This window comes from Streptomyces aurantiacus JA 4570 (assembly GCF_000414115.1).
Lineage (GTDB): Bacteria > Actinomycetota > Actinomycetes > Streptomycetales > Streptomycetaceae > Streptomyces > Streptomyces aurantiacus_A.
The window spans coordinates 1-16,750 of sequence record NZ_AOPZ01000189.1 but is presented as its reverse complement, the minus strand read 5'-3'; the positions used below and the strand labels follow the sequence as shown (position 1 = coordinate 16,750).

Below are 16,750 nucleotides of genomic sequence, written 5' to 3'. Positions count from 1 at the left end.
GCCGCGCCGGGCCGCGTCTGGCCGCCGCTCGGCCGCCTCCTCGACCGGCCGCGCCCGGACGTGCTCCCGCTCACGGACCAGGAGCTGTACGACCTCCTCGGCGCCGCCGCGGCCCGGCTCGGCGCGGCCGGGGTCGCCGTGCACTGGCCGCGGGAGCTGGCCCGCGAGCTGACCGCGACCGCCGTGGTGCGCCCCGCGCCGGGCACCGCCGCGGACAACTTCGACTTCTTCAAGACGGAACAACTCCTGGAGTTCCGCTGGCAGTTGGCGCTGAGCGGCGGCGACGGGAACGCGGCGGGCGAAGGGGGCGAGGGCGCGGACGGCCCGGGAGACATCCCGCTGACCGAGGCCGAGATGGACGCCCTCGCCGAGGCGCACCGCCCCATCGTCCGGCTGCGCGACCAGTGGGTGCTGGTCGACCCCGCCCTCGTACGCAAGGCACGCAAGCGCGATCTCGGCCTGCTCGACCCCGTGGACGCCCTGACCGTCGCGCTCACCGGCGCCGCCGAGGTGGACGGCGAACGCGTCGCGGCCGTGCCGACGGGCGCCCTCGCCCGCGTACGCGAACGCCTCACCGGCGAACCGCGTCCCGTGCCGCAGCCCCCCGCCCTCAAGGCCACCCTGCGCGACTACCAGCTCCGCGGCCTCGCCTGGCTCGACCGCATGACCTCGCTCGGCCTCGGCGGCTGTCTCGCCGACGACATGGGGCTCGGCAAGACGGTCACCCTGATCGCCCTGCACCTGCACCGGGCGCGCCCCGAACCGACCCTCGTCGTCTGCCCCACGTCGCTGCTCGGCAACTGGCAGCGCGAGATCGAACGCTTCGCGCCGGGCGTCCCCGTACGCCGCTTCCACGGCGCGGGCCGCGGCCTCGACGGGATCCCGGACGGCGCCATCGTCCTCACCACGTACGGCACGATGCGCACCAGCGCGGCCGAACTCGCCGCGCGCGACTGGGACCTGGTCGTCGCCGACGAGGCGCAGCACGTGAAGAACCCGCACGCCGCCACGGCCAAGGCGCTGCGGACCATCCCCGCGGCGGCGCGGGTCGCGCTCACCGGGACGCCCGTCGAGAACAACCTCTCCGAGCTGTGGGCCCTGCTCGACTGGACCACCCCCGGACTCCTCGGCCCGCTCAAGGCGTTCCGCGCCCGGCACGCCCGCCTCGCCGAGACCGGCGGCTCCGCCGAGAGCGACGAGGCGGTGGCGCGCCTCGCCCGCCTGGTGCGCCCCTTCCTGCTGCGCCGCAAGAAGTCGGACCCGGGCATCGCCCCCGAACTGCCCCCGAAGACCGAGACCGACCACCCCGCCCCGCTCACCCGCGAACAGGCCGCGCTCTACCAGGCGGTGGTGCGCGAGACGCTCGCCCGCATCGAGGCGGCGGCCGGCATCGCGCGCCGCGGCCTGGTCATGAAGCTGCTCATGGCGCTCAAGCAGATCTGCAACCACCCCGCGCAGTACCTGAAGGACGGCGCCACCCGCACGAGCGCCGGCCGCTCCCGCTCCGGGAAGCTGGAACTCCTCGACGAACTCCTCGACACGATCCTGGCCGAGGACGGCTCGGTCCTGGTCTTCACGCAGTACGTCGAAATGGCGCGGCTCCTCGAGTCCCACCTCACCGCGCGCGGCGTACCGAACCAACTCCTGCACGGCGGTACGCCGGTGGCCGCGCGCGAGGCGATGGTCGACCGCTTCCAGGCGGGCGAGGTGCCCGTCTTCCTCCTCTCCCTGAAGGCGGCGGGCACCGGCCTGAACCTGACCCGCGCGAGCCATGTCGTGCACTACGACCGCTGGTGGAACCCCGCCGTCGAGGACCAGGCCACCGACCGCGCCTACCGCATCGGCCAGACCCAGCCCGTCCAGGTCCACCGCCTCATCACCGAGGGCACGGTGGAGGACCGCATCGCCGAACTCCTCGCTGCGAAGCAGGCGTTGGCGGACGCGGTGCTCGGTGAGGGCGGAGAGACGGCGCTCACGGAACTGTCGGACGCGGAGCTGTCCGACCTGGTGACATTGCGGAGGGCGCGATGAGCCCCGGACTGCGCTCGGGCGGCGGCCGGCCCCGGACCTTCCCGCCCCTGCCGCCCCGCACCGACCCCCACGCGCCCTTCGCCTCCTCGTGGTGGGGCAACGCGTGGATCGCCGCCCTGGAGGACTCGGCCCTGGACCCGGCCCGCCTCGCCCGGGGGCGCGCGTACGCCCGCGAGGGCCACGTCGACACGATCACCGTCGAGCCGGGCCGCATCGTCGCGTACGTCCACGGCAGCCGCCCCCGCCCCTACCGCGCCGAACTCCGCATGCGCACCCTCACCCCCGACGACTGGGACCGCCTCCTCGACGCGGCCACGGCGGACCCCGCGCACCTCACGGCCCTCCTCACCCGGGACATGCCGCACGCCCTGGCGGCCACCGCCGACCACACCGGCGTCCCCCTCCTCCCCGGCCGCGGCGACCTGGTCCCCTCCTGCACCTGCCCCGACCGCGGCCACCCCTGCAAACACGCGGCGGCCCTCACGTACCAGACGGCCCGCATCCTGGACGCCGACCCCTTCGTCCTCCTCCTCGTACGAGGAGGCGAGGAGACGCACGTACTGGAGGAACTGGCGCGGCGCAACGCGCGCGCGGCGGCGGGAGAGGCGGAGCGGGCCCCAGCGCGCCCCGCTCCCGCAACCGCCCCGACCCCGCCCTCATCTCCCGCGCTTCCCTCCTCGCCCGCCCCGCCCCCCTCCTTCCCCTCCATCCCCGCCCGAGAAGCCCTGGCCACCGACTACCGCCCTCCGCTCCCACCCCCGCTCCCCGCCCCGCCGTACCCCGGCGAGCCGCCCCTCCTCCCGGCCCTGCCCGGCGCCCCCGACGCCACCGCGCTGGAATTCCTGGCGACGGACGCGGTGGCGCGGGCGCACGCGTACCTGAAGTGGGGCGCGCCCGCCTTCGTCGCGCCGGACCCCTGGCACGACGCGGTGCGCCTGGCCGCCTCCCACCCCGGCCTGACCGGCCGCCGCACCTTCAGCCGCCAATTCGCCGCACTGGCGGACTCGGTGGGCCGCACCCCCACGGACCTGTCCCGCGCGGCGGCGGCCTGGCGCCAGGGCGGTGAGGAGGGCCTGGCGGTCCTGGAGTCCCCCTGGGACCCGCCCGCGGGCCCCTTCGACCGCGCCCGCGGCGCCCTAGCCGCAGCGGACCTCCCCCGCATGACCATCCACCACAACCACCTCACGGACCCCACCGGCACCCTCCAACTCCGCTACGGCCACGACGGCCGCTGGTACCCGTACCGCGGCGAGACCCACGGGGGCCGTACCGACTGGTGGCCGGAGGGCCCGCCGGACGAGGACCCGGTGGGCGCCTGCACGGGCTTGCTCGGCTCCTGAGCGTCCTCGGCCCCCCGGCCCCGGGTTTCGCCGCGGCCGGTGCGTGCGGGGACATCGCCGCTACCGTTGACTCTCCAGCAGCGGCGACGAAGGAGACCCCGTGGACGCAGAATTGACCGCCCTCGCGACAGCCGGAGCCACGGCGCTGGTGCAGTCGATGGTCGGGGACGGGTGGGCGCACGCGCGGGACCGGGCCGTGGGGTTCTTCACGCGGCGGCGCCCGGCCGGGAACGAAGAGGACACCGTCGCCGTCGCCGGGGAGCTCGACGAGGCGCGCGAGGAACTGGTCGCCGCACGGGACGCGGAGGACGACGGCGCCGTCGCCGACGTGCAGGCCGAGTGGCGGAACCGGATGCGCCGGGCGCTGCGCGCCGATCCGGAGGCGGCCGCGGAACTACGGCTGCTGCTGGACGAGTTGGCGCCCGACGCTGGGAGCTCCGGACGCGGTGGCAGCGTGAGCAACCGCATCACCGGCGGTGTACAGCACGGGAATGTGATCCAGGCCCACACCGTGGGGGACGTCCAGCTCGGGTAGTCGGACGGCCCCCAGGCGTGCCCGGGCGTCCTCGCCCGTCAGAAGTCCACCCGCGCCCGGTCGTCCAGCCGCCCCACCGAGTCCTGCGCGAACTTCTTCTCGTAGTCGGAGCGGATCTCCTCGATCAGGACGTCGCGCTTCTTCGCCTCCGCCGTGGGGTACAGCAGGATCAGCTCGTAGGAGCGCTCCCGTTCGATCTTGCCGTTGCTGTCCTTCCACTGGCCCCGGCCCTGCTGGACGGTCAGGCCGTCGGAGAAGCCGGGGGTGACGTCGTCGTCGATGAACTTCATGAACTGCTTGTCCGTCACGTCCGGGCCGCCGTCGGGGCGTTCGGTGCCGAAGAAGAGGCGGGTCTCGACGAAGGGCTCGCCGCGGGGAGGCGTGGCCTGGGCGGCGGCGGGGCGGGGGTCGTCGGAGTCGAGTGCCGCGTACGCCGTCGGCGCGCCGATCGCGAGGACGGCCGCCGTCGCGGCCAGGGCCATCCGGGGGCCGGTGAGCGTGAGGGTGAGGGCCATGAGGTCCTGCCTTTCGGGCGTGGGCGCGGGCAGCGCTGATCGTCGACGGGCGTAAACGGTAGAGGACGCGTTCGGCTCCCCAGGGGAGCGACGCGAGGTCTGGCCGTAAGTCGTCGTCTTCCGGTTCGCCACACGAATCCCTTACGTTTCACCTGACTTGACGGGTGTGACGGAGGAGGACGACGGTGCGCGCATCGGCGGTACGTACGGTGGTGGCGGGGATCGCGGTGGCGGGCGCCGTGGTGGGGGTGGTGGCCGGTGCCCCGGGGGCGGCCGTCGCCGAGGGCCGTGCCGCGGGCGCCGCCGACGACCGGCCGTACGCCGCCACCACCGGCGTCGGTGTCCACAACGCGTACGAGAAGGCGAAGTACCCCTACTTCGCCGACGCCCTCGACTCCGGTGCCGCGATGCTCGAACTCGACGTGTGGACCAACGTGTTCGGCGGCGGCTGGCGCGTCTCGCACAGCAACCCGCTCGGCAACGACAACAACTGCGCGAACGCGCAGCGGCCCGAGGAGCTGCGCACCAAGGCCCGCGATCAGCGGCTCGACGGCTGCCTCGCCGACATGAAGGCATGGCACGACGCGCACCCGGGCCACCGTCCCGTGCTCCTGAAGGTCGAGCTGAAGGACGGCTTCCAGGGTCGGGCCGGCCGCGGCCCCGCCGACCTCGACGCGCTGCTGCGCGGCAAGCTGGGCGACGCCCTGTACCGGCCGGGTCAGCTGGCCGAGGGCAGCGGCAGTCTGGACGAGGCCGTGCGGAAGAAGGGGTGGCCCACGCGGTCCGAGCTCGCCGGGAAGTTCATCGTCGAACTCATCCCCGGCACCGTCGAGCAGGGCAACCCGGCCGACACCCTGTGGACCGACCGCGAGTACGCCACGCACCTGCGCGACCTGGCCGCCGCCGGCCGCCTCGGCGACGCCGCCGCCTTCCCGGCCGTCCTGGGCGCCGCGTCCGGCGACCCGCGCACGCGGTACACGGACGCCTCGATCCGGCCGTGGTTCGTGCTGTTCGACGGGGACGCCTCGGTGTACGCGGGCGGGTCGGTCGACACCAAGTGGTACGCCGACCGGCGCTATCTCGTCGTCATGTCCGACGCCCACAACGTGCCGCCCGCCATCAGCGCCACGAACCCGACCGAGGCCCAGGCCCGCGACCGCGTCACCCTCCTCGCGGGCCGGCACGCCAGCGTGGTGTCGTCCGACTGGTATCCGCTGCCGGGGGTGCTTTCGACGGTGCTTCCGCGCGGCTGACCGTTGTCCGCGGTCGTCGCTACGGCTGGAAACGTATCCACACCGGCGCGTGGTCCGACCCCGCCGCGTCCCGCCGCTCCTGCGGATCCGCGCCCACCGACGGCAGGGCGGGCGCCGCCGTGTCCTCCGGCAGGCCCGTGCCCGCCTCGCCGGTGGCCACCACCCGGCCGGTCAGGCGGTGGCTCAGCAGGACGTGGTCGATCAGTTCGCGGCGGCCGAAGTTGACGCGGGAGAAGCGGCGTTCGGCAGGTATCAGCGGCGCCACGTTCCACAGCCGCGTCGCGTCGCCCTTGTCCGGCCTGCCGTGCCCGGGCGTACCGAGCTCGGAGCCCGGCGGGCCGAGCAGGATCTGGGTGGTCGCGGCGGCCGCCTCGTCGTTGAGGTCGCCGAGGACGGCCACGTCGCGCGACCGGCCCTCGCCGTCGAGGAGTTGGTCGGCCAGGGCGCGCAGCGTCGCGGCCTCGGCGGTGCGGCGGTAGAGCGCGTACGCCCCGACGCGGGCGCGTTCGCCCTCGTCGCGCGGCTGGAACCGGCCGCCCGGATACGTCAGGAGCTTCGACTTCAGATGACAGACGGCGGCGTCCAGGGCGATGGCGCGGCTGACGACCCGCACGGCGAACAGGCCCCGGCCCGTCGCGGAGACCTGCCGGCCCGCGTCGTCCCCCTGCACCGGCCGCAGCTTCGGCGGGAACGCCTCGACGTCGGCGAGCACCTCCAGGTCGAGCCGGCTCAGGAAGCCGACGCGGATGCCCCGGTCGTCCGCGTGCTGCGACACCGCCGTGTGCCAGTCGCCGTCGAGCATCCCGGCCAGGTCGTCGAGGGCGGCCGGATCGCCGATTTCCTGCACGCCGAGCAGGCTCGGGTCGAGGGCGCTCACGGTCTCCGCGAGCGCGGCCAGCTTCGCCTCGTACGCCGTCTTGTCGGTCGGCCCGGACGGGCCGCCGGGACGGAAGAGGTTCTCCAGGTTCCAGGTGCCGAGGAGCATGCTGGGGCTCCTTCACCGCGTGAGGTGTCGTGAGGTGTCGTGCAGTGTCGTGAGGTCTCCCCGCGGGCCCGGGGGCCGGGCGGGCGGCGCACACCACCCGGGACGGCGGGCGGCCTCACGCCAGAGTGCTCCCGAAACGCCTGCCGTGACAGGGCCACGGCGGACCCACTCGCCGTACCGTGAACGGATGACCGAGCCTGCCGCATCCGGCCCCGCCGACCTCATCATTATGGGCTGTACGGCCCTCGTTCACGACTCGGCCGAGCGCGTCGGCTTCGCGGAGGACGCCGCGATCGTCGTACGCGACGGGGTGATCGCCGACGTCACCACCACGGACGGCGTCGCGGACCTCGACGCCGTGGAGCGCGTCGACGCCCGGGGCCAGGCGGCCCTGCCCGGGCTCATCAACTGCCACACCCACTCCCCGATGGTGGCCCTGCGCGGCATCGCCGAGGATCTGCCCGTGGAGGAGTGGTTCAACGACTACGTCTGGCCCATCGAGTCCAACCTCTCCGAGCGCGACGTGGAACTGGGCGCGCGGCTCGCCTGCGCCGAGATGATCCGCGGCGGCGTCACCACCTTCGCCGACCACTACTTCGCCATGGACACCGTCGCGGAGGTCGTCGCCGACACCGGCCTGCGCGCCAACCTCGGGCAGGCGTACTTCTCCTCCCAGGGGCCGGAGGGACGCGCGGCGTCACTGGACTTCGCGCTGCGCCACCGGGGAACGGCCGACGGCCGCATCACCACCTGCCTGGCGCCGCACGCGCCCTACACCGTGGACGAGGCAGACCTCGCCGCGACCGCCGAACTGGCCCGGGAACACGGCCTGCTGGTGCATCTGCACGCCGCCGAGAGCCGCGCCCAGACCGAGCACAGCCTGGCCCGGCACGGCGCCACGCCCATCGAGATCCTGGGCCGCGCCGGGCTGCTCGACGTCGACGTCCTCATCGCCCACGGCACCGGCATCGTCGACCGCGACCTGCCCGTCCTGGCCGGAGCCACCGGGCGCGTCGGCATCGCGAGCGCGCCGCGCGGCTATCTGAAGTTCGCCTGGGACCCCACCCCCGTGCGTGACCTCGCCGGCCTCGGCATCCCCGTCGGCCTCGCCACGGACGGCGCCGCCTCCAACAACTCCCTCGACGTCTGGGAGGCCATGGCGCTCACCGCGCTCGTCCAGAAGTCCACCACCGGCGACCCGCGCTGGCTGACCTCCCGTCAAGCCCTGCACCACGCCACGCTCCAGAGCGCGCGGGCCGTGGGCCTCGACGAGCGGATCGGCGGCATCGCCGTCGGCCGTCGCGCCGACCTGATCCTGGTCGACCTCACCGGACCGCACACCCAGCCGGTACACGACCTCGCCGCCACCCTCGTGCACAGCGCGCGCAGCGGTGACGTACGCACGACGATCGTCGACGGCCGCGTCCTGATGCGCGACCGCGAGCTGCTGACGGTCGATGTGGCCGCCGTGGTGCGGGAGTTGGGGGAGCGGCTGCCCGCGCTCGTGGAGCGGGGGCACGGGCGCCGGATCCAGGAGTACGACGCGTGAGGGGGGCGGCCACGGCATAGGGCCCACCGGGGCGCGGGGCCCGCCGATCACCGGTCCGCCGCGCTCCTTAGGGTGGAGGGCATGGCGACTCCCGCGGCACCCGAGCCCCTCGACGGGCTCATGAACGACCCCTACGGCACCTACGCGCAGTTGCGCGAGACCGCCCCGGTCCGGCGCATCGCCGGACCCGACGGCAACCCGGCCTGGCTCGTCACGCGCTACGCCGACGTACGCGCGGCCCTCGCCGACCAGCACCTTTCGGTGGACAAGAGGCACGCGCTGCCCGGGAGCTACCGCGGTTTCTCGCTGCCGCCCGCGCTGGACGCGAACATGCTGAACATGGATCCGCCCGACCACACCCGCATCCGGCGCCTGGTCGTCAAGGCGTTCACGAAGCACCGCGTCGAGAGCCTGCGCGAGCCCATCCGGCGCACGGCCGACGCGCTCCTCGACGCCATCGAGGAGAAGGCCCGCACCCACGGCCGCGCGGACCTCGTGGCCGCGTACGCGGCACCGCTGCCGATCGCCGCCATCTGCGACCTCCTTGGCGTGCCCGCCACGCACCGGATCGACTTCACCGCCTGGACCGACGCGCTGATCGCGCCCGACCCCGCCCGGCCCCACCTCGCCAAGGAAGCCGTCGTCGCCATGCTCGGCTTCTACACCGGGCTCGTCGCGGACAAGCGGAGACAGCCGGGCGAGGACCTGCTGTCCGACCTGATCGCGGCGCGCGACGAGGGCGACCGGCTCAGCGAGGACGAGCTGACGTCGCTCGCCTTCCTGCTGCACTTCGCCGGGTACGAGAACGCCGTGCAGCTCATCGGCAACGCCGCCCTCGCACTCCTTCGGCACCCGGAGCAGCTCGCCGCCCTGCGGGCCGATCCGGCGCGACTGCCGGGCGCGGTCGAGGAGTTCATGCGGTACGACACCTCGGCGGTGTTCTCCATCCGGCGGTTCGCGCGCGAGGACCTCACCATCGGCGGTGCGCGCGTGGCGGCGGGCGAGACCGTGTTCCTGGGCCTCGGCTCCGCGGGGCGCGACCCCGGCCGCTTCCCCGATCCGGACCGCCTCGACATCGGCCGCGACGCGAGCGGCCACCTCGCCCTCGGCCACGGCATCCACCACTGCGTGGGCGCGCCGCTGGCCCGTCTGGAGCTGACGATCGCGATCGGCGCGCTCCTGGAACGCTTCCCGGACCTCGCGCTCGGCGTACCGGAGGAGGAGCTGCGGTGGCGGCCCTCGATCCGGGCGCGAGGGCTGCTCGCGCTGCCGGTGGTGTTCTGAGCGGCACTTCCGCAGGGACGCTGAGAAAAACTCAGGGAAATCCCGTACGGGACCGATGAGTTCTTGTGAGACGTCCAGTCAGCCCTCCCGAGAACCGCGAACCGCGGACCGGATCCGGAGGAATGCGCCATGGGACTGCCGCACATCGTCACGCGCGCGGAGTGGCTGGCCGCGCGGGAGAAGCTGCTCGCCAAGGAGAAGGCCGCCACCCGCGCCCGCGACGAGCTGAACGCCGAGCGGCGCGGGCTCCCGATGGTCGAGGTGGACAGGGACTATCTGTTCGACGGCGCGGACGGCAAGGCGACCCTGCTCGACCTGTTCGCCGGCCGCGTCCAGCTGATCGTGTACCACTTCATGTTCGCCCCCGAGTGGGACGCCGGCTGCCGCGGCTGCTCGGGGTTCATCGACCAGATCGGGCACCTCGCGCACCTGCGGGCCCGCGGCACGACGTTCGTCGCCGTCTCGCGCGCGCCGTTCACCCGCATCCTGCCGTTCAAGGCTCGCATGGGCTGGGTCGTGCCCTGGTTCTCGGCGTGCGGCGGCGAGTTCAACCGCGACTTCGCCGCGTCGTACGCCGACGCGGACGGGCAGGTCCACGACCGGCCGGGCCTGAGCTGCTTCCTGCGCGACGGCGACCGCGTCTTCCACACCTACTCGACGTTCGACCGCGGCCTCGACGGCCTCGGGTCCACCACCAGCCTGCTCGACCTCACGGCGCTCGGCCGACAGGACGAGTGGGGCGTGCAGTACCACGACGAATATGAGGAGTTCGGGTACTGAAAACCGCCGAATAGCCCCAACTCCGTGTCGGTTGCGTCACGTTGCGAGTCCCCGGGGGTGCTTCGCGCGTTCTCTTAGGTGCGGAGTCTTCGCTTTCGAAGGCTTCGTACGTAGCACTGAGTCGCACACGGGGGATCAAGGACATGATGAACGGACGAGTAGTGCTGGAGCGTTTTCCGGCGGGCGGGCCGCGCGGGTCGTGGCCCGCGGAGGAGTTCGCCAGGGCGCGACGCGGCGAGGGACAGCGGGCCGAGGTCGTGATGGATCTGGCGACCGACGCGTTCCTGGTGATCGTGCGGGGCCAGGAGGTGGAAGAGTGCGCCGCCGCGTGACCGGGCGCCGCCGGGCCGATGGGCATGTGCCGTCGGCCCGGCACCGGCAGGCGATATGAGCCCGGCTCAGGCCCGGACGGCCCCGGCCCACCCCGGGACCGCCCCGGCCATCCGGCACAGGGCCAGATAGAGGGGGATCGGCGGGGTATAGGGGACGGTGTCGTCGGGGCGGTGCACCAGGACCGGCTCCCGGGTGGCGTCCGGCACCACCGCCCCCGGCGAGTAGAACGCCGACGGCGGCCACTCCAGGGCCACGTCCGAGTCCGCCGGCACGATCCACCACCAGCGCGGCCCGTCCTCGTACACACAACCCGCCCGGGGCAGCCGGTCGAGGAGCCGCGGCCCGAACTCGGCGGGCACGGCGACCGCGTCGCAGCCGAGGGGTTGCCGCATTCCGGCGGGGACGGCGAGCCGTGCCACTGGCTGCACACTCACGACTCGCCGTCCGGTCGCCCGCTCCCGCTCTCGCGAGAGCCGTACCAAGGTGTCAAGCTCCAACAGTCGCGCTGTCCCCGTGCTCACATGTCCCCCGGCCGCATCACTGTCGCACTCGCATCCCCGTCAATCGGCTCAAAGGCCGTCGGTCATTCCGTGGTCCCCGACGTCGGCCGTTGTCTCGAAACCGCACGCCGCCGGATCGGGTGATCTTGGCAGCTCCGCCCACACCGAAAGGCCGGATCCGGAGTCCTGGACACCCCATGCGTTGCTCACGGCGCTCACGAGAAGCAATCCCCTCCCGTGCTCCTCGTCGGGCCCCCGCAGCCCCGTCGGCCGTGGCACTCCCGCTCCGCAGCCCTCGTCCCGTATGGCTATCCGCACGGTGTCGGCACCCGTACAGATCTCGCAGACGACGGTGCGGCTCGCGGTGTGCACGATCGCATTGGTGACCAGCTCCGATACGACGAGCGCCGCGGTGTCGCAGGCGTCGTCGCCGACCGCGAGGGAACTGAGCCGTTCACGCGTCAACCGCCTGGCCCTGGCCACGGAACTCGGCATCGCGGCCAGGGTGAAGGTGACACAAGGCTCGCCACCCTCCGCCCGACCCTTGGCGAAGGCGCCAAGTCGGGCTCGGGTGGCTTCAGTTCCTAACGATGCGGGCGGAGTCACGCTCTCCACTATCGCCCCGCCGCGAACACCTTGGCAAGACCCACTCTGAAAAGTGCACAGTGACGTGTTCCTTTGAGACGCCGCATGGCACACTTCTCGCAACGCCTCACCAAGCGGCGTGACTTGGCGCGACGCGCAGTGAAGTGCGGTGACGCACGGTAACGCGGGTCGCACGGAAGCGATGCGGAGAGCGACGCGAAGTGGGTGGAGGTAGGACGTGAGCGAACCGCGGTCGGCGCCGACCGTCGGACAGGTCGTTCTCGGTCGTCGCCTGCAGGACCTGCGCGAACGGGCGGGCCTCAAACGTGACGAAGCCGCGCGGATCCTCCGCGTGGCCCCTGCCACGGTCCGCCGCATGGAGACGGCCGAGGTCGCCCTGAAGATCCCGTACCTCCAGCTCCTGCTGAAGGCGTACGGCGTCACGGACGAAGAGGCCGACGCCTTCGTGCTGCTCGCCGAGGAGGCGAACAAACCCGGCTGGTGGCAGCGCTTCCACGACATCCTGCCCGGCTGGTTCAGCATGTACGTCAGCCTGGAGGGCGCCGCGAGCCTCATCAGGTCCTACGAGCCGCACTTCGTGCCCGGACTGCTCCAGACGGAGGACTACGCGCGTGGCGTGCTGCGCTCCGGGGCCATCGGCCAGACCCGGCCCGAGGACATCGAGCGGTACGTGGCGCTGCGCATGGAGCGCCAGATGCTGCTCAGCCGCGAGGACGCGCCGAGGCTGTGGGTCGTGATGGACGAGACCGCGCTGCGCCGCCCCGTCGGCGGGCCCGAGGTGATGCGCGCGCAGATCGACCGCCTGCTCGAAGCCGTGGAGCTGCCGCACGTGACACTGCAGGTCGCGCCGTTCGCGGCGGGTCCGCACCCCGGCACCTTCGGACCGTTCGTGCTCTTCCGATTCGCGATGGCGGAGCTGCCGGACATGGTCTACAGCGAGTACCTGACCGGCGCCGTCTACCTGGACGCCCGTACCGAGGTGGCGACCCATCTTGAGGTCATGGACCGCATGGCGGCCCAGGCCGCGACCGCACAACGCACGAAGGAGATCCTCCGGGATGTCCGCAAGGAGCTGTGAATGGACCGAGATCGACATCGTGCGGGCACGGGCCCGGCGTCCCGGCCCGACACCCGCGCCGATTCCCGGCCCCCCGGGACCCGCATCTACAACGGCATGCCCGCGCGCGAACTCGGCGCGGAGGGCTGGCACAAGCCGTGGAGCGGCGGCAACGGCGGCAACTGTCTCGAAGCCATGAAGCTGGCCGACGGCCGGGTCGCCGTCCGGCAGTCCTCCGACCCCGACGGGCCCGCGCTGATCTACACCGACGGTGAGATCAGGGCGTTCATACAGGGCGCGAAGGCGGGGGAGGCGGACTTCCTGCTGTCGTGACACGTGTCGGGGCGGGCTTTGTGCGTCGGTGAGCCTTGTACGGCGAAGGATTTTGTACGTCGGTGTGCTTTGTACGTCGCGGTCTTTGTACGTCGGTGAAGGGGCAGGGGAGCCACAGATGGCAGGGGCGGGGCAGGTTCGGGGCGACGCGGACGGCGCGTCGGGCGGCGACTCGTCGTACATCGACACGAGCAAGCCGCATCCCGCGCGGATGTACGACTGGTGGCTCGGCGGCAAGGACAACTACCCCGTCGACGAGGAGATGGGCCGTCAGCTCGTCGCCATGGACCCGCGGATCCCGGCCGTGGCGCGGGCCAATCGCGCGTTCATGCAGCGTGCGACGCGATGGCTCGCCGCCGCCGGGGTCCGGCAGTTCCTCGACATCGGCACCGGCATACCCACCGAGCCCAACCTGCACCAGATCGCCCAGGGAGTCGCGCCCGACGCCCGCGTCGTCTACTGCGACAACGACCCCATCGTGCTCGCCCACGCAGAGGCGCTGCTGCGGTCGGCTCCCGAGGGCGCCACGGAGTACATCCAGGGCGACGCCCGCGACCCCGCCGCGATCCTCGCGGAGGCCCGCAAGACCCTCGACTTCACCCGGCCGGTGGCCCTGTCGCTGGTCGCGCTCCTGCATTTCGTCCCGGACGAGGACGGTGCGTACGAAGTGGTGGACGAGCTGGTCTCCGCGCTGCCGTCGGGTAGCTATCTGATGCTGTCCCACGGCACCGGTGAGTTCACCCCGGACCAGGCGCGGAAGGCGGGTGACCTCTACAAGTCCCGTGCCCTCAGCCTCGCCCTGCGCGACCGCGCCGAGGTGATCCGCTTCTTCGACGGTCTGACCCTGGTGCCGCCCGGCGTGACCGTGGCCGACGAGTGGCACCCGGAACTGGGCGAACCGACGCCCCCCGTGGGGGACGGACCGCTGCCCATATACGGCGGGGTCGCTCACAAGGAGTGAGGGGCGCTGGGCCGTGCGGCCACGGGGAGGCGGGGGCACGGGGCCGAACAGGCACGTGTCCGGGTGTTCCCGGTGTCCCGGGTGTTGCTCAGGCGCTGGGTGGCGGGTTCCTGTTGGGCGTGCCCGGGCCGTGAGATTGGCCGGTTCCTGACGGTCGGGCTCCTGGCGGGCGCGCTTCTGACGGTGGGGCTTCTGACGGTCGCGCTCGGGCTCGGGTCTACGTCCCCTGCCGGGGGCACGCCGTGCTCCCGCTCACGCCCTGAGCGGGCGGTCCTTCGCCGTCACCGGTGCGGGGAGGGACGTCGTGCCCATGAGGTGGCGGTCCACCGCCGCCGCGGCCGCGCGGCCCTCCGCGATCGCCCAGACCACCAGGGACTGGCCGCGGCCCGCGTCCCCGGCGACGTACACGCCGGGCACGTCCGTCGCGTACCCCTCGTCCCGGGCCACCGTCCCGTCCGGTGCCACCGTCACGCCCAGCTCCGCGACCGCGCCGCCCGCCGTCACCTCGGGCCCCCGGAACCCCAGCGCAAGGAGCACCAGGTCGGCCCGCAGCACCCGCTCGGCGCCCGGCAGCGGCCGCCGCCGCGCGTCCACGGCGCCCACGTGGACGGCCCGCACCCGGCCCGCCGCGTCCCCGGCGAACCGCAGTGTCGACGCCGCGAACAGGCGCGCGTCGGCGTCCGACTCCTGCGCGAAGCCCAGCTCGCCGGCCTCCTCGTGGGCGGGGGAGACCCGGTGCACGGTGGGGTAGGACGGCCAGGGGTCGGCCTCCTCGTCGCGCTCGGCCGGCGGCAGGCTGCGGATGTCGACCTGCGTGACCGACGCGGCGCCCTCGCGCACCGCCGTCCCCAGGCAGTCCGCGCCGGTGTCGCCGCCGCCCACGATCACCACGTGCTTGCCGGCGGCGGACAGCGGGGAGACGTCGAGGTCGCCCTCGCACACCCGGTTGGCCGGCGGCAGATACTCCATCGCCTGCCGTACGCCGTCCAACTCCCGGCCCGGCACCGGAAGTTCCCGCCACGCCGTGGCCCCGACGGCCAGCACGACCGCGTCGTGGCGGGCCCGCAGCGCCGCCCCGCCGATGTCCCGGCCGACCTCCGTCGACGTACGGAACTTCGTGCCCTCGGCCCGCATCTGCGCGAGCCGCAGCTCCAGGTGCCGCTTCTCCATCTTGAACGCGGGGATCCCGTACCGCAGCAGCCCGCCCGCGCGGTCGTCCCGCTCGTACACGACGACCGTGTGCCCCGCCCGCGTCAGCTGCTGTGCCGCCGCGAGCCCCGCGGGCCCCGAACCGACGACCCCCACCGTCCGCCCGGTGAGCCGCTGCGGCGCCCGCGGCGCGGCGAGGCCGTCCGCCCAGATGCGGTCGGCGATGGCCACTTCGACGTTCTTGATGGTCACCGCGGGCTGGTTGATGGCGAGCACGCAGCCCGCCTCGCACGGCGCCGGGCACAACCGCCCGGTGAACTCGGGGAAGTTGTTCGTCGCGTGCAGCCGCTCGGCGGCGGCGTGCCAGTCCGCGCGCGAGACGAGATCGTTCCACTCGGGGATCAGGTTCCCCAGCGGACATGCCTCGTGGCAGAACGGAACCCCGCAGTCCATGCACCGCTCGGCCTGCGGCTCCACGAGGGGCAGCAGCGCGCCGGGGACGTACACCTCGTCCCAGTCCTTGACCCGCTCACCCACCGGCCGCCGCGGCCACTCCCGGCGCGGATGCCGCAGGAACCCCTTGGGGTCGGCCATGGCCGCCTCCCTACGCGTAGGGCGCGTCTTCCAGCCACGGTACGTCGGGGCGGTGGGGGCGGCATGTGGACCGGAAACGCCTCAGGTCAGGCCGAGGACGAGGCACACGGTCGCGGCGGTGGCGGCGGCGGTGCGGATGTGATTCCACATCGTCCACTCGGTCACGTACGTACGCCAGTACTCGGCGCCGTGCTCGGACGCCGGGTCGACCTTCGCCAGCGCGTCGTTCCGCGGCACGTTCGCGGCGACGGTCACGCCGAAGCAGCCGAAGAGATACAGCGCGCAGCCGAGCAGCAGCTCCACCGTGCCCTCGTCCGGCCACACCACGAACGTGACCACGGCGAGCACCGCGCTGACGCCCGTCGCTCCCATGAACACGGCCATGAACGCCGGTTTGACCGCCGCGACGTTGATCGCCTGCATCGCGGCGACGCCCTGCGCCGGCGGCAGCGCGGCGAGGCCCTTCATCACGAAGGTGGAGAAGCCGATGAACACCCCCGCGACGAGGCCGCAGGCGACCGCACCGAGCACGGTGAGCACGAAGTAGGGTCCGTCGATCATGGCAACTCCCTGAGTGGGTCCGGCCTCTGGCGGTCGGCACGCCGCGCCGGCTCCGGCATGGCGCGAACTGCCTGAGAACAGTCAAGAACTGTCTGAGAACAGTCAATGACCACGGCGCGCTCCACGCCATACGCGGACCCCGCAGAGCCATACGCGGGCGTCTTGGGCGGGGTGCCGTGTCGCACGCGGGTCGCCGCGTCGTCCGCGCCCCGCCTCACGCGCCGAGTCCGCCTCCCGGTCCCTCCCACTCCCGCAGCCGCTCCGCCACCGCCCCCGCGATGGCTCGTCTCGCCTCACCCCGTGGCACGCCGCGCATCAGCAGCCCGTCGTACTCCGTGTCCGTGTGCCGCACCGCGGCGATCACCGCCGCCGTCACGGCCGTGG

Annotated in this window: 18 protein-coding genes; 11 read left to right on the top strand and 7 right to left on the bottom strand. The window is 73.3% G+C overall.

The genetic code is table 11. The features are described from left to right. From STRAU_RS19385 to STRAU_RS19375, 3 genes are all read left to right on the top strand, one after another. The coding region (locus STRAU_RS19385; protein ID WP_037660445.1) for a DEAD/DEAH box helicase at positions 1 to 2,031 on the top strand (2,031 nt) is incomplete at its 5' end. Beyond that, entirely contained in the window at positions 2,028 to 3,371 is a 1,344-nt protein-coding gene (locus STRAU_RS19380) for an SWIM zinc finger family protein (protein WP_016642068.1), read from the top strand. The genes STRAU_RS19385 and STRAU_RS19380, both read left to right, overlap by 4 nt. A gap of 100 nt (positions 3,372 to 3,471) precedes the next feature. After that, entirely contained in the window at positions 3,472 to 3,906 is a 435-nt protein-coding gene (locus tag STRAU_RS19375) for a hypothetical protein (RefSeq protein WP_037660444.1), read from the top strand. A gap of 38 nt (positions 3,907 to 3,944) precedes the next feature. On the opposite strand, the gene STRAU_RS19370 is transcribed toward STRAU_RS19375, so the two are convergent. Next, positions 3,945 to 4,421 (bottom strand): DUF3574 domain-containing protein, encoded by a 477-nt coding sequence (locus STRAU_RS19370; RefSeq protein ID WP_016642066.1) that lies wholly within the window; start codon positions 4,419 to 4,421, stop codon positions 3,945 to 3,947. A gap of 185 nt (positions 4,422 to 4,606) precedes the next feature. Here STRAU_RS19370 and STRAU_RS19365 point away from each other — a divergent pair, with 185 nt between their 5' ends. Beyond that, a complete protein-coding gene (locus STRAU_RS19365) occupies positions 4,607 to 5,674 on the top strand; it encodes a phosphatidylinositol-specific phospholipase C domain-containing protein (protein WP_016642065.1) in 1,068 nt (355 codons plus the stop codon). 19 nt (positions 5,675 to 5,693) lie between these two features. Here STRAU_RS19365 and STRAU_RS19360 read toward each other — a convergent pair whose 3' ends face one another. Continuing rightward, entirely contained in the window at positions 5,694 to 6,659 is a 966-nt protein-coding gene (locus tag STRAU_RS19360) for an endonuclease/exonuclease/phosphatase family protein (protein ID WP_016642064.1), read from the bottom strand. A 187-nt stretch (positions 6,660 to 6,846) separates the two neighbouring features. Between STRAU_RS19360 and STRAU_RS19355 the strand changes: the two genes are divergently transcribed. The 4 genes from STRAU_RS19355 (at position 6,847) to STRAU_RS19340 (ending at position 10,604) form a co-directional block, all read left to right on the top strand. After that, positions 6,847 to 8,208: an amidohydrolase gene (locus tag STRAU_RS19355; RefSeq protein ID WP_016642063.1), complete on the top strand. Its 1,362-nt coding sequence runs from the start codon at positions 6,847 to 6,849 to the stop codon at positions 8,206 to 8,208. An 81-nt stretch (positions 8,209 to 8,289) separates the two neighbouring features. Then, a complete protein-coding gene (locus STRAU_RS19350; RefSeq protein ID WP_037660442.1) occupies positions 8,290 to 9,492 on the top strand; it encodes a cytochrome P450 family protein in 1,203 nt (400 codons plus the stop codon). 129 nt (positions 9,493 to 9,621) lie between these two features. Continuing rightward, a complete protein-coding gene (locus STRAU_RS19345) occupies positions 9,622 to 10,272 on the top strand; it encodes a DUF899 domain-containing protein (RefSeq protein ID WP_016642061.1) in 651 nt (216 codons plus the stop codon). A gap of 146 nt (positions 10,273 to 10,418) precedes the next feature. After that, positions 10,419 to 10,604: a hypothetical protein gene (locus STRAU_RS19340; RefSeq protein WP_063890365.1), complete on the top strand. Its 186-nt coding sequence runs from the start codon at positions 10,419 to 10,421 to the stop codon at positions 10,602 to 10,604. A 66-nt stretch (positions 10,605 to 10,670) separates the two neighbouring features. Here STRAU_RS19340 and STRAU_RS19335 read toward each other — a convergent pair whose 3' ends face one another. Together STRAU_RS19335 and STRAU_RS19330 are read right to left on the bottom strand one after the other, a co-directional pair. Next, positions 10,671 to 11,126: a hypothetical protein gene (locus STRAU_RS19335; protein WP_037660439.1), complete on the bottom strand. Its 456-nt coding sequence runs from the start codon at positions 11,124 to 11,126 to the stop codon at positions 10,671 to 10,673. A 48-nt stretch (positions 11,127 to 11,174) separates the two neighbouring features. Then, positions 11,175 to 11,600, bottom strand: coding sequence for an ATP-binding protein (locus STRAU_RS19330; protein WP_052029159.1), 426 nt, complete (start codon positions 11,598 to 11,600; stop codon positions 11,175 to 11,177). A 328-nt stretch (positions 11,601 to 11,928) separates the two neighbouring features. Here STRAU_RS19330 and STRAU_RS19325 point away from each other — a divergent pair, with 328 nt between their 5' ends. The 3 genes from STRAU_RS19325 (at position 11,929) to STRAU_RS19315 (ending at position 14,062) form a co-directional block, all read left to right on the top strand. Further along, a complete protein-coding gene (locus STRAU_RS19325) occupies positions 11,929 to 12,789 on the top strand; it encodes a helix-turn-helix domain-containing protein (protein ID WP_016642057.1) in 861 nt (286 codons plus the stop codon). Between the two features lie 96 nt (positions 12,790 to 12,885). Next, positions 12,886 to 13,101, top strand: coding sequence for a DUF397 domain-containing protein (locus STRAU_RS19320; protein ID WP_052029160.1), 216 nt, complete (start codon positions 12,886 to 12,888; stop codon positions 13,099 to 13,101). A 118-nt stretch (positions 13,102 to 13,219) separates the two neighbouring features. Next, a complete protein-coding gene (locus tag STRAU_RS19315; RefSeq protein WP_016642055.1) occupies positions 13,220 to 14,062 on the top strand; it encodes an SAM-dependent methyltransferase in 843 nt (280 codons plus the stop codon). A gap of 252 nt (positions 14,063 to 14,314) precedes the next feature. Here the strand turns inward: STRAU_RS19315 and STRAU_RS19310 are convergent, their stop codons facing one another. The 3 genes from STRAU_RS19310 to STRAU_RS40375 form a co-directional block, all read right to left on the bottom strand. Next, a complete protein-coding gene (locus STRAU_RS19310; protein ID WP_016642054.1) occupies positions 14,315 to 15,805 on the bottom strand; it encodes a glutamate synthase subunit beta in 1,491 nt (496 codons plus the stop codon). A gap of 81 nt (positions 15,806 to 15,886) precedes the next feature. Continuing rightward, positions 15,887 to 16,366, bottom strand: a complete 480-nt coding sequence (locus STRAU_RS19305) for an anthrone oxygenase family protein (protein ID WP_016642053.1) — start codon at positions 16,364 to 16,366, stop codon at positions 15,887 to 15,889. Positions 16,367 to 16,580: 214 nt separating this feature from the next. After that, positions 16,581 to 16,742 (bottom strand): DUF2293 domain-containing protein, encoded by a 162-nt coding sequence (locus tag STRAU_RS40375; protein WP_016642052.1) that lies wholly within the window; start codon positions 16,740 to 16,742, stop codon positions 16,581 to 16,583. Positions 16,743 to 16,750: the final 8 nt, after the last annotated feature.

Coding starts and splice junctions, on each gene's coding strand:
- STRAU_RS19380 (WP_016642068.1), top strand. CDS start 2,028: ATGAGCCCCGGACTGCGCTCGGGCGGCGGCCGGCCCCGGACCTTCCCG.
- STRAU_RS19370 (WP_016642066.1), bottom strand. CDS start 4,421: ATGGCCCTCACCCTCACGCTCACCGGCCCCCGGATGGCCCTGGCCGCG.
- STRAU_RS19360 (WP_016642064.1), bottom strand. CDS start 6,659: ATGCTCCTCGGCACCTGGAACCTGGAGAACCTCTTCCGTCCCGGCGGC.
- STRAU_RS19355 (WP_016642063.1), top strand. CDS start 6,847: ATGACCGAGCCTGCCGCATCCGGCCCCGCCGACCTCATCATTATGGGC.
- STRAU_RS19350 (WP_037660442.1), top strand. CDS start 8,290: ATGGCGACTCCCGCGGCACCCGAGCCCCTCGACGGGCTCATGAACGAC.
- STRAU_RS19345 (WP_016642061.1), top strand. CDS start 9,622: ATGGGACTGCCGCACATCGTCACGCGCGCGGAGTGGCTGGCCGCGCGG.
- STRAU_RS19340 (WP_063890365.1), top strand. CDS start 10,419: ATGAACGGACGAGTAGTGCTGGAGCGTTTTCCGGCGGGCGGGCCGCGC.
- STRAU_RS19330 (WP_052029159.1), bottom strand. CDS start 11,600: ATGCCGAGTTCCGTGGCCAGGGCCAGGCGGTTGACGCGTGAACGGCTC.
- STRAU_RS19320 (WP_052029160.1), top strand. CDS start 12,886: ATGCCCGCGCGCGAACTCGGCGCGGAGGGCTGGCACAAGCCGTGGAGC.
- STRAU_RS19315 (WP_016642055.1), top strand. CDS start 13,220: ATGGCAGGGGCGGGGCAGGTTCGGGGCGACGCGGACGGCGCGTCGGGC.
- STRAU_RS19310 (WP_016642054.1), bottom strand. CDS start 15,805: ATGGCCGACCCCAAGGGGTTCCTGCGGCATCCGCGCCGGGAGTGGCCG.
- STRAU_RS19305 (WP_016642053.1), bottom strand. CDS start 16,366: ATGATCGACGGACCCTACTTCGTGCTCACCGTGCTCGGTGCGGTCGCC.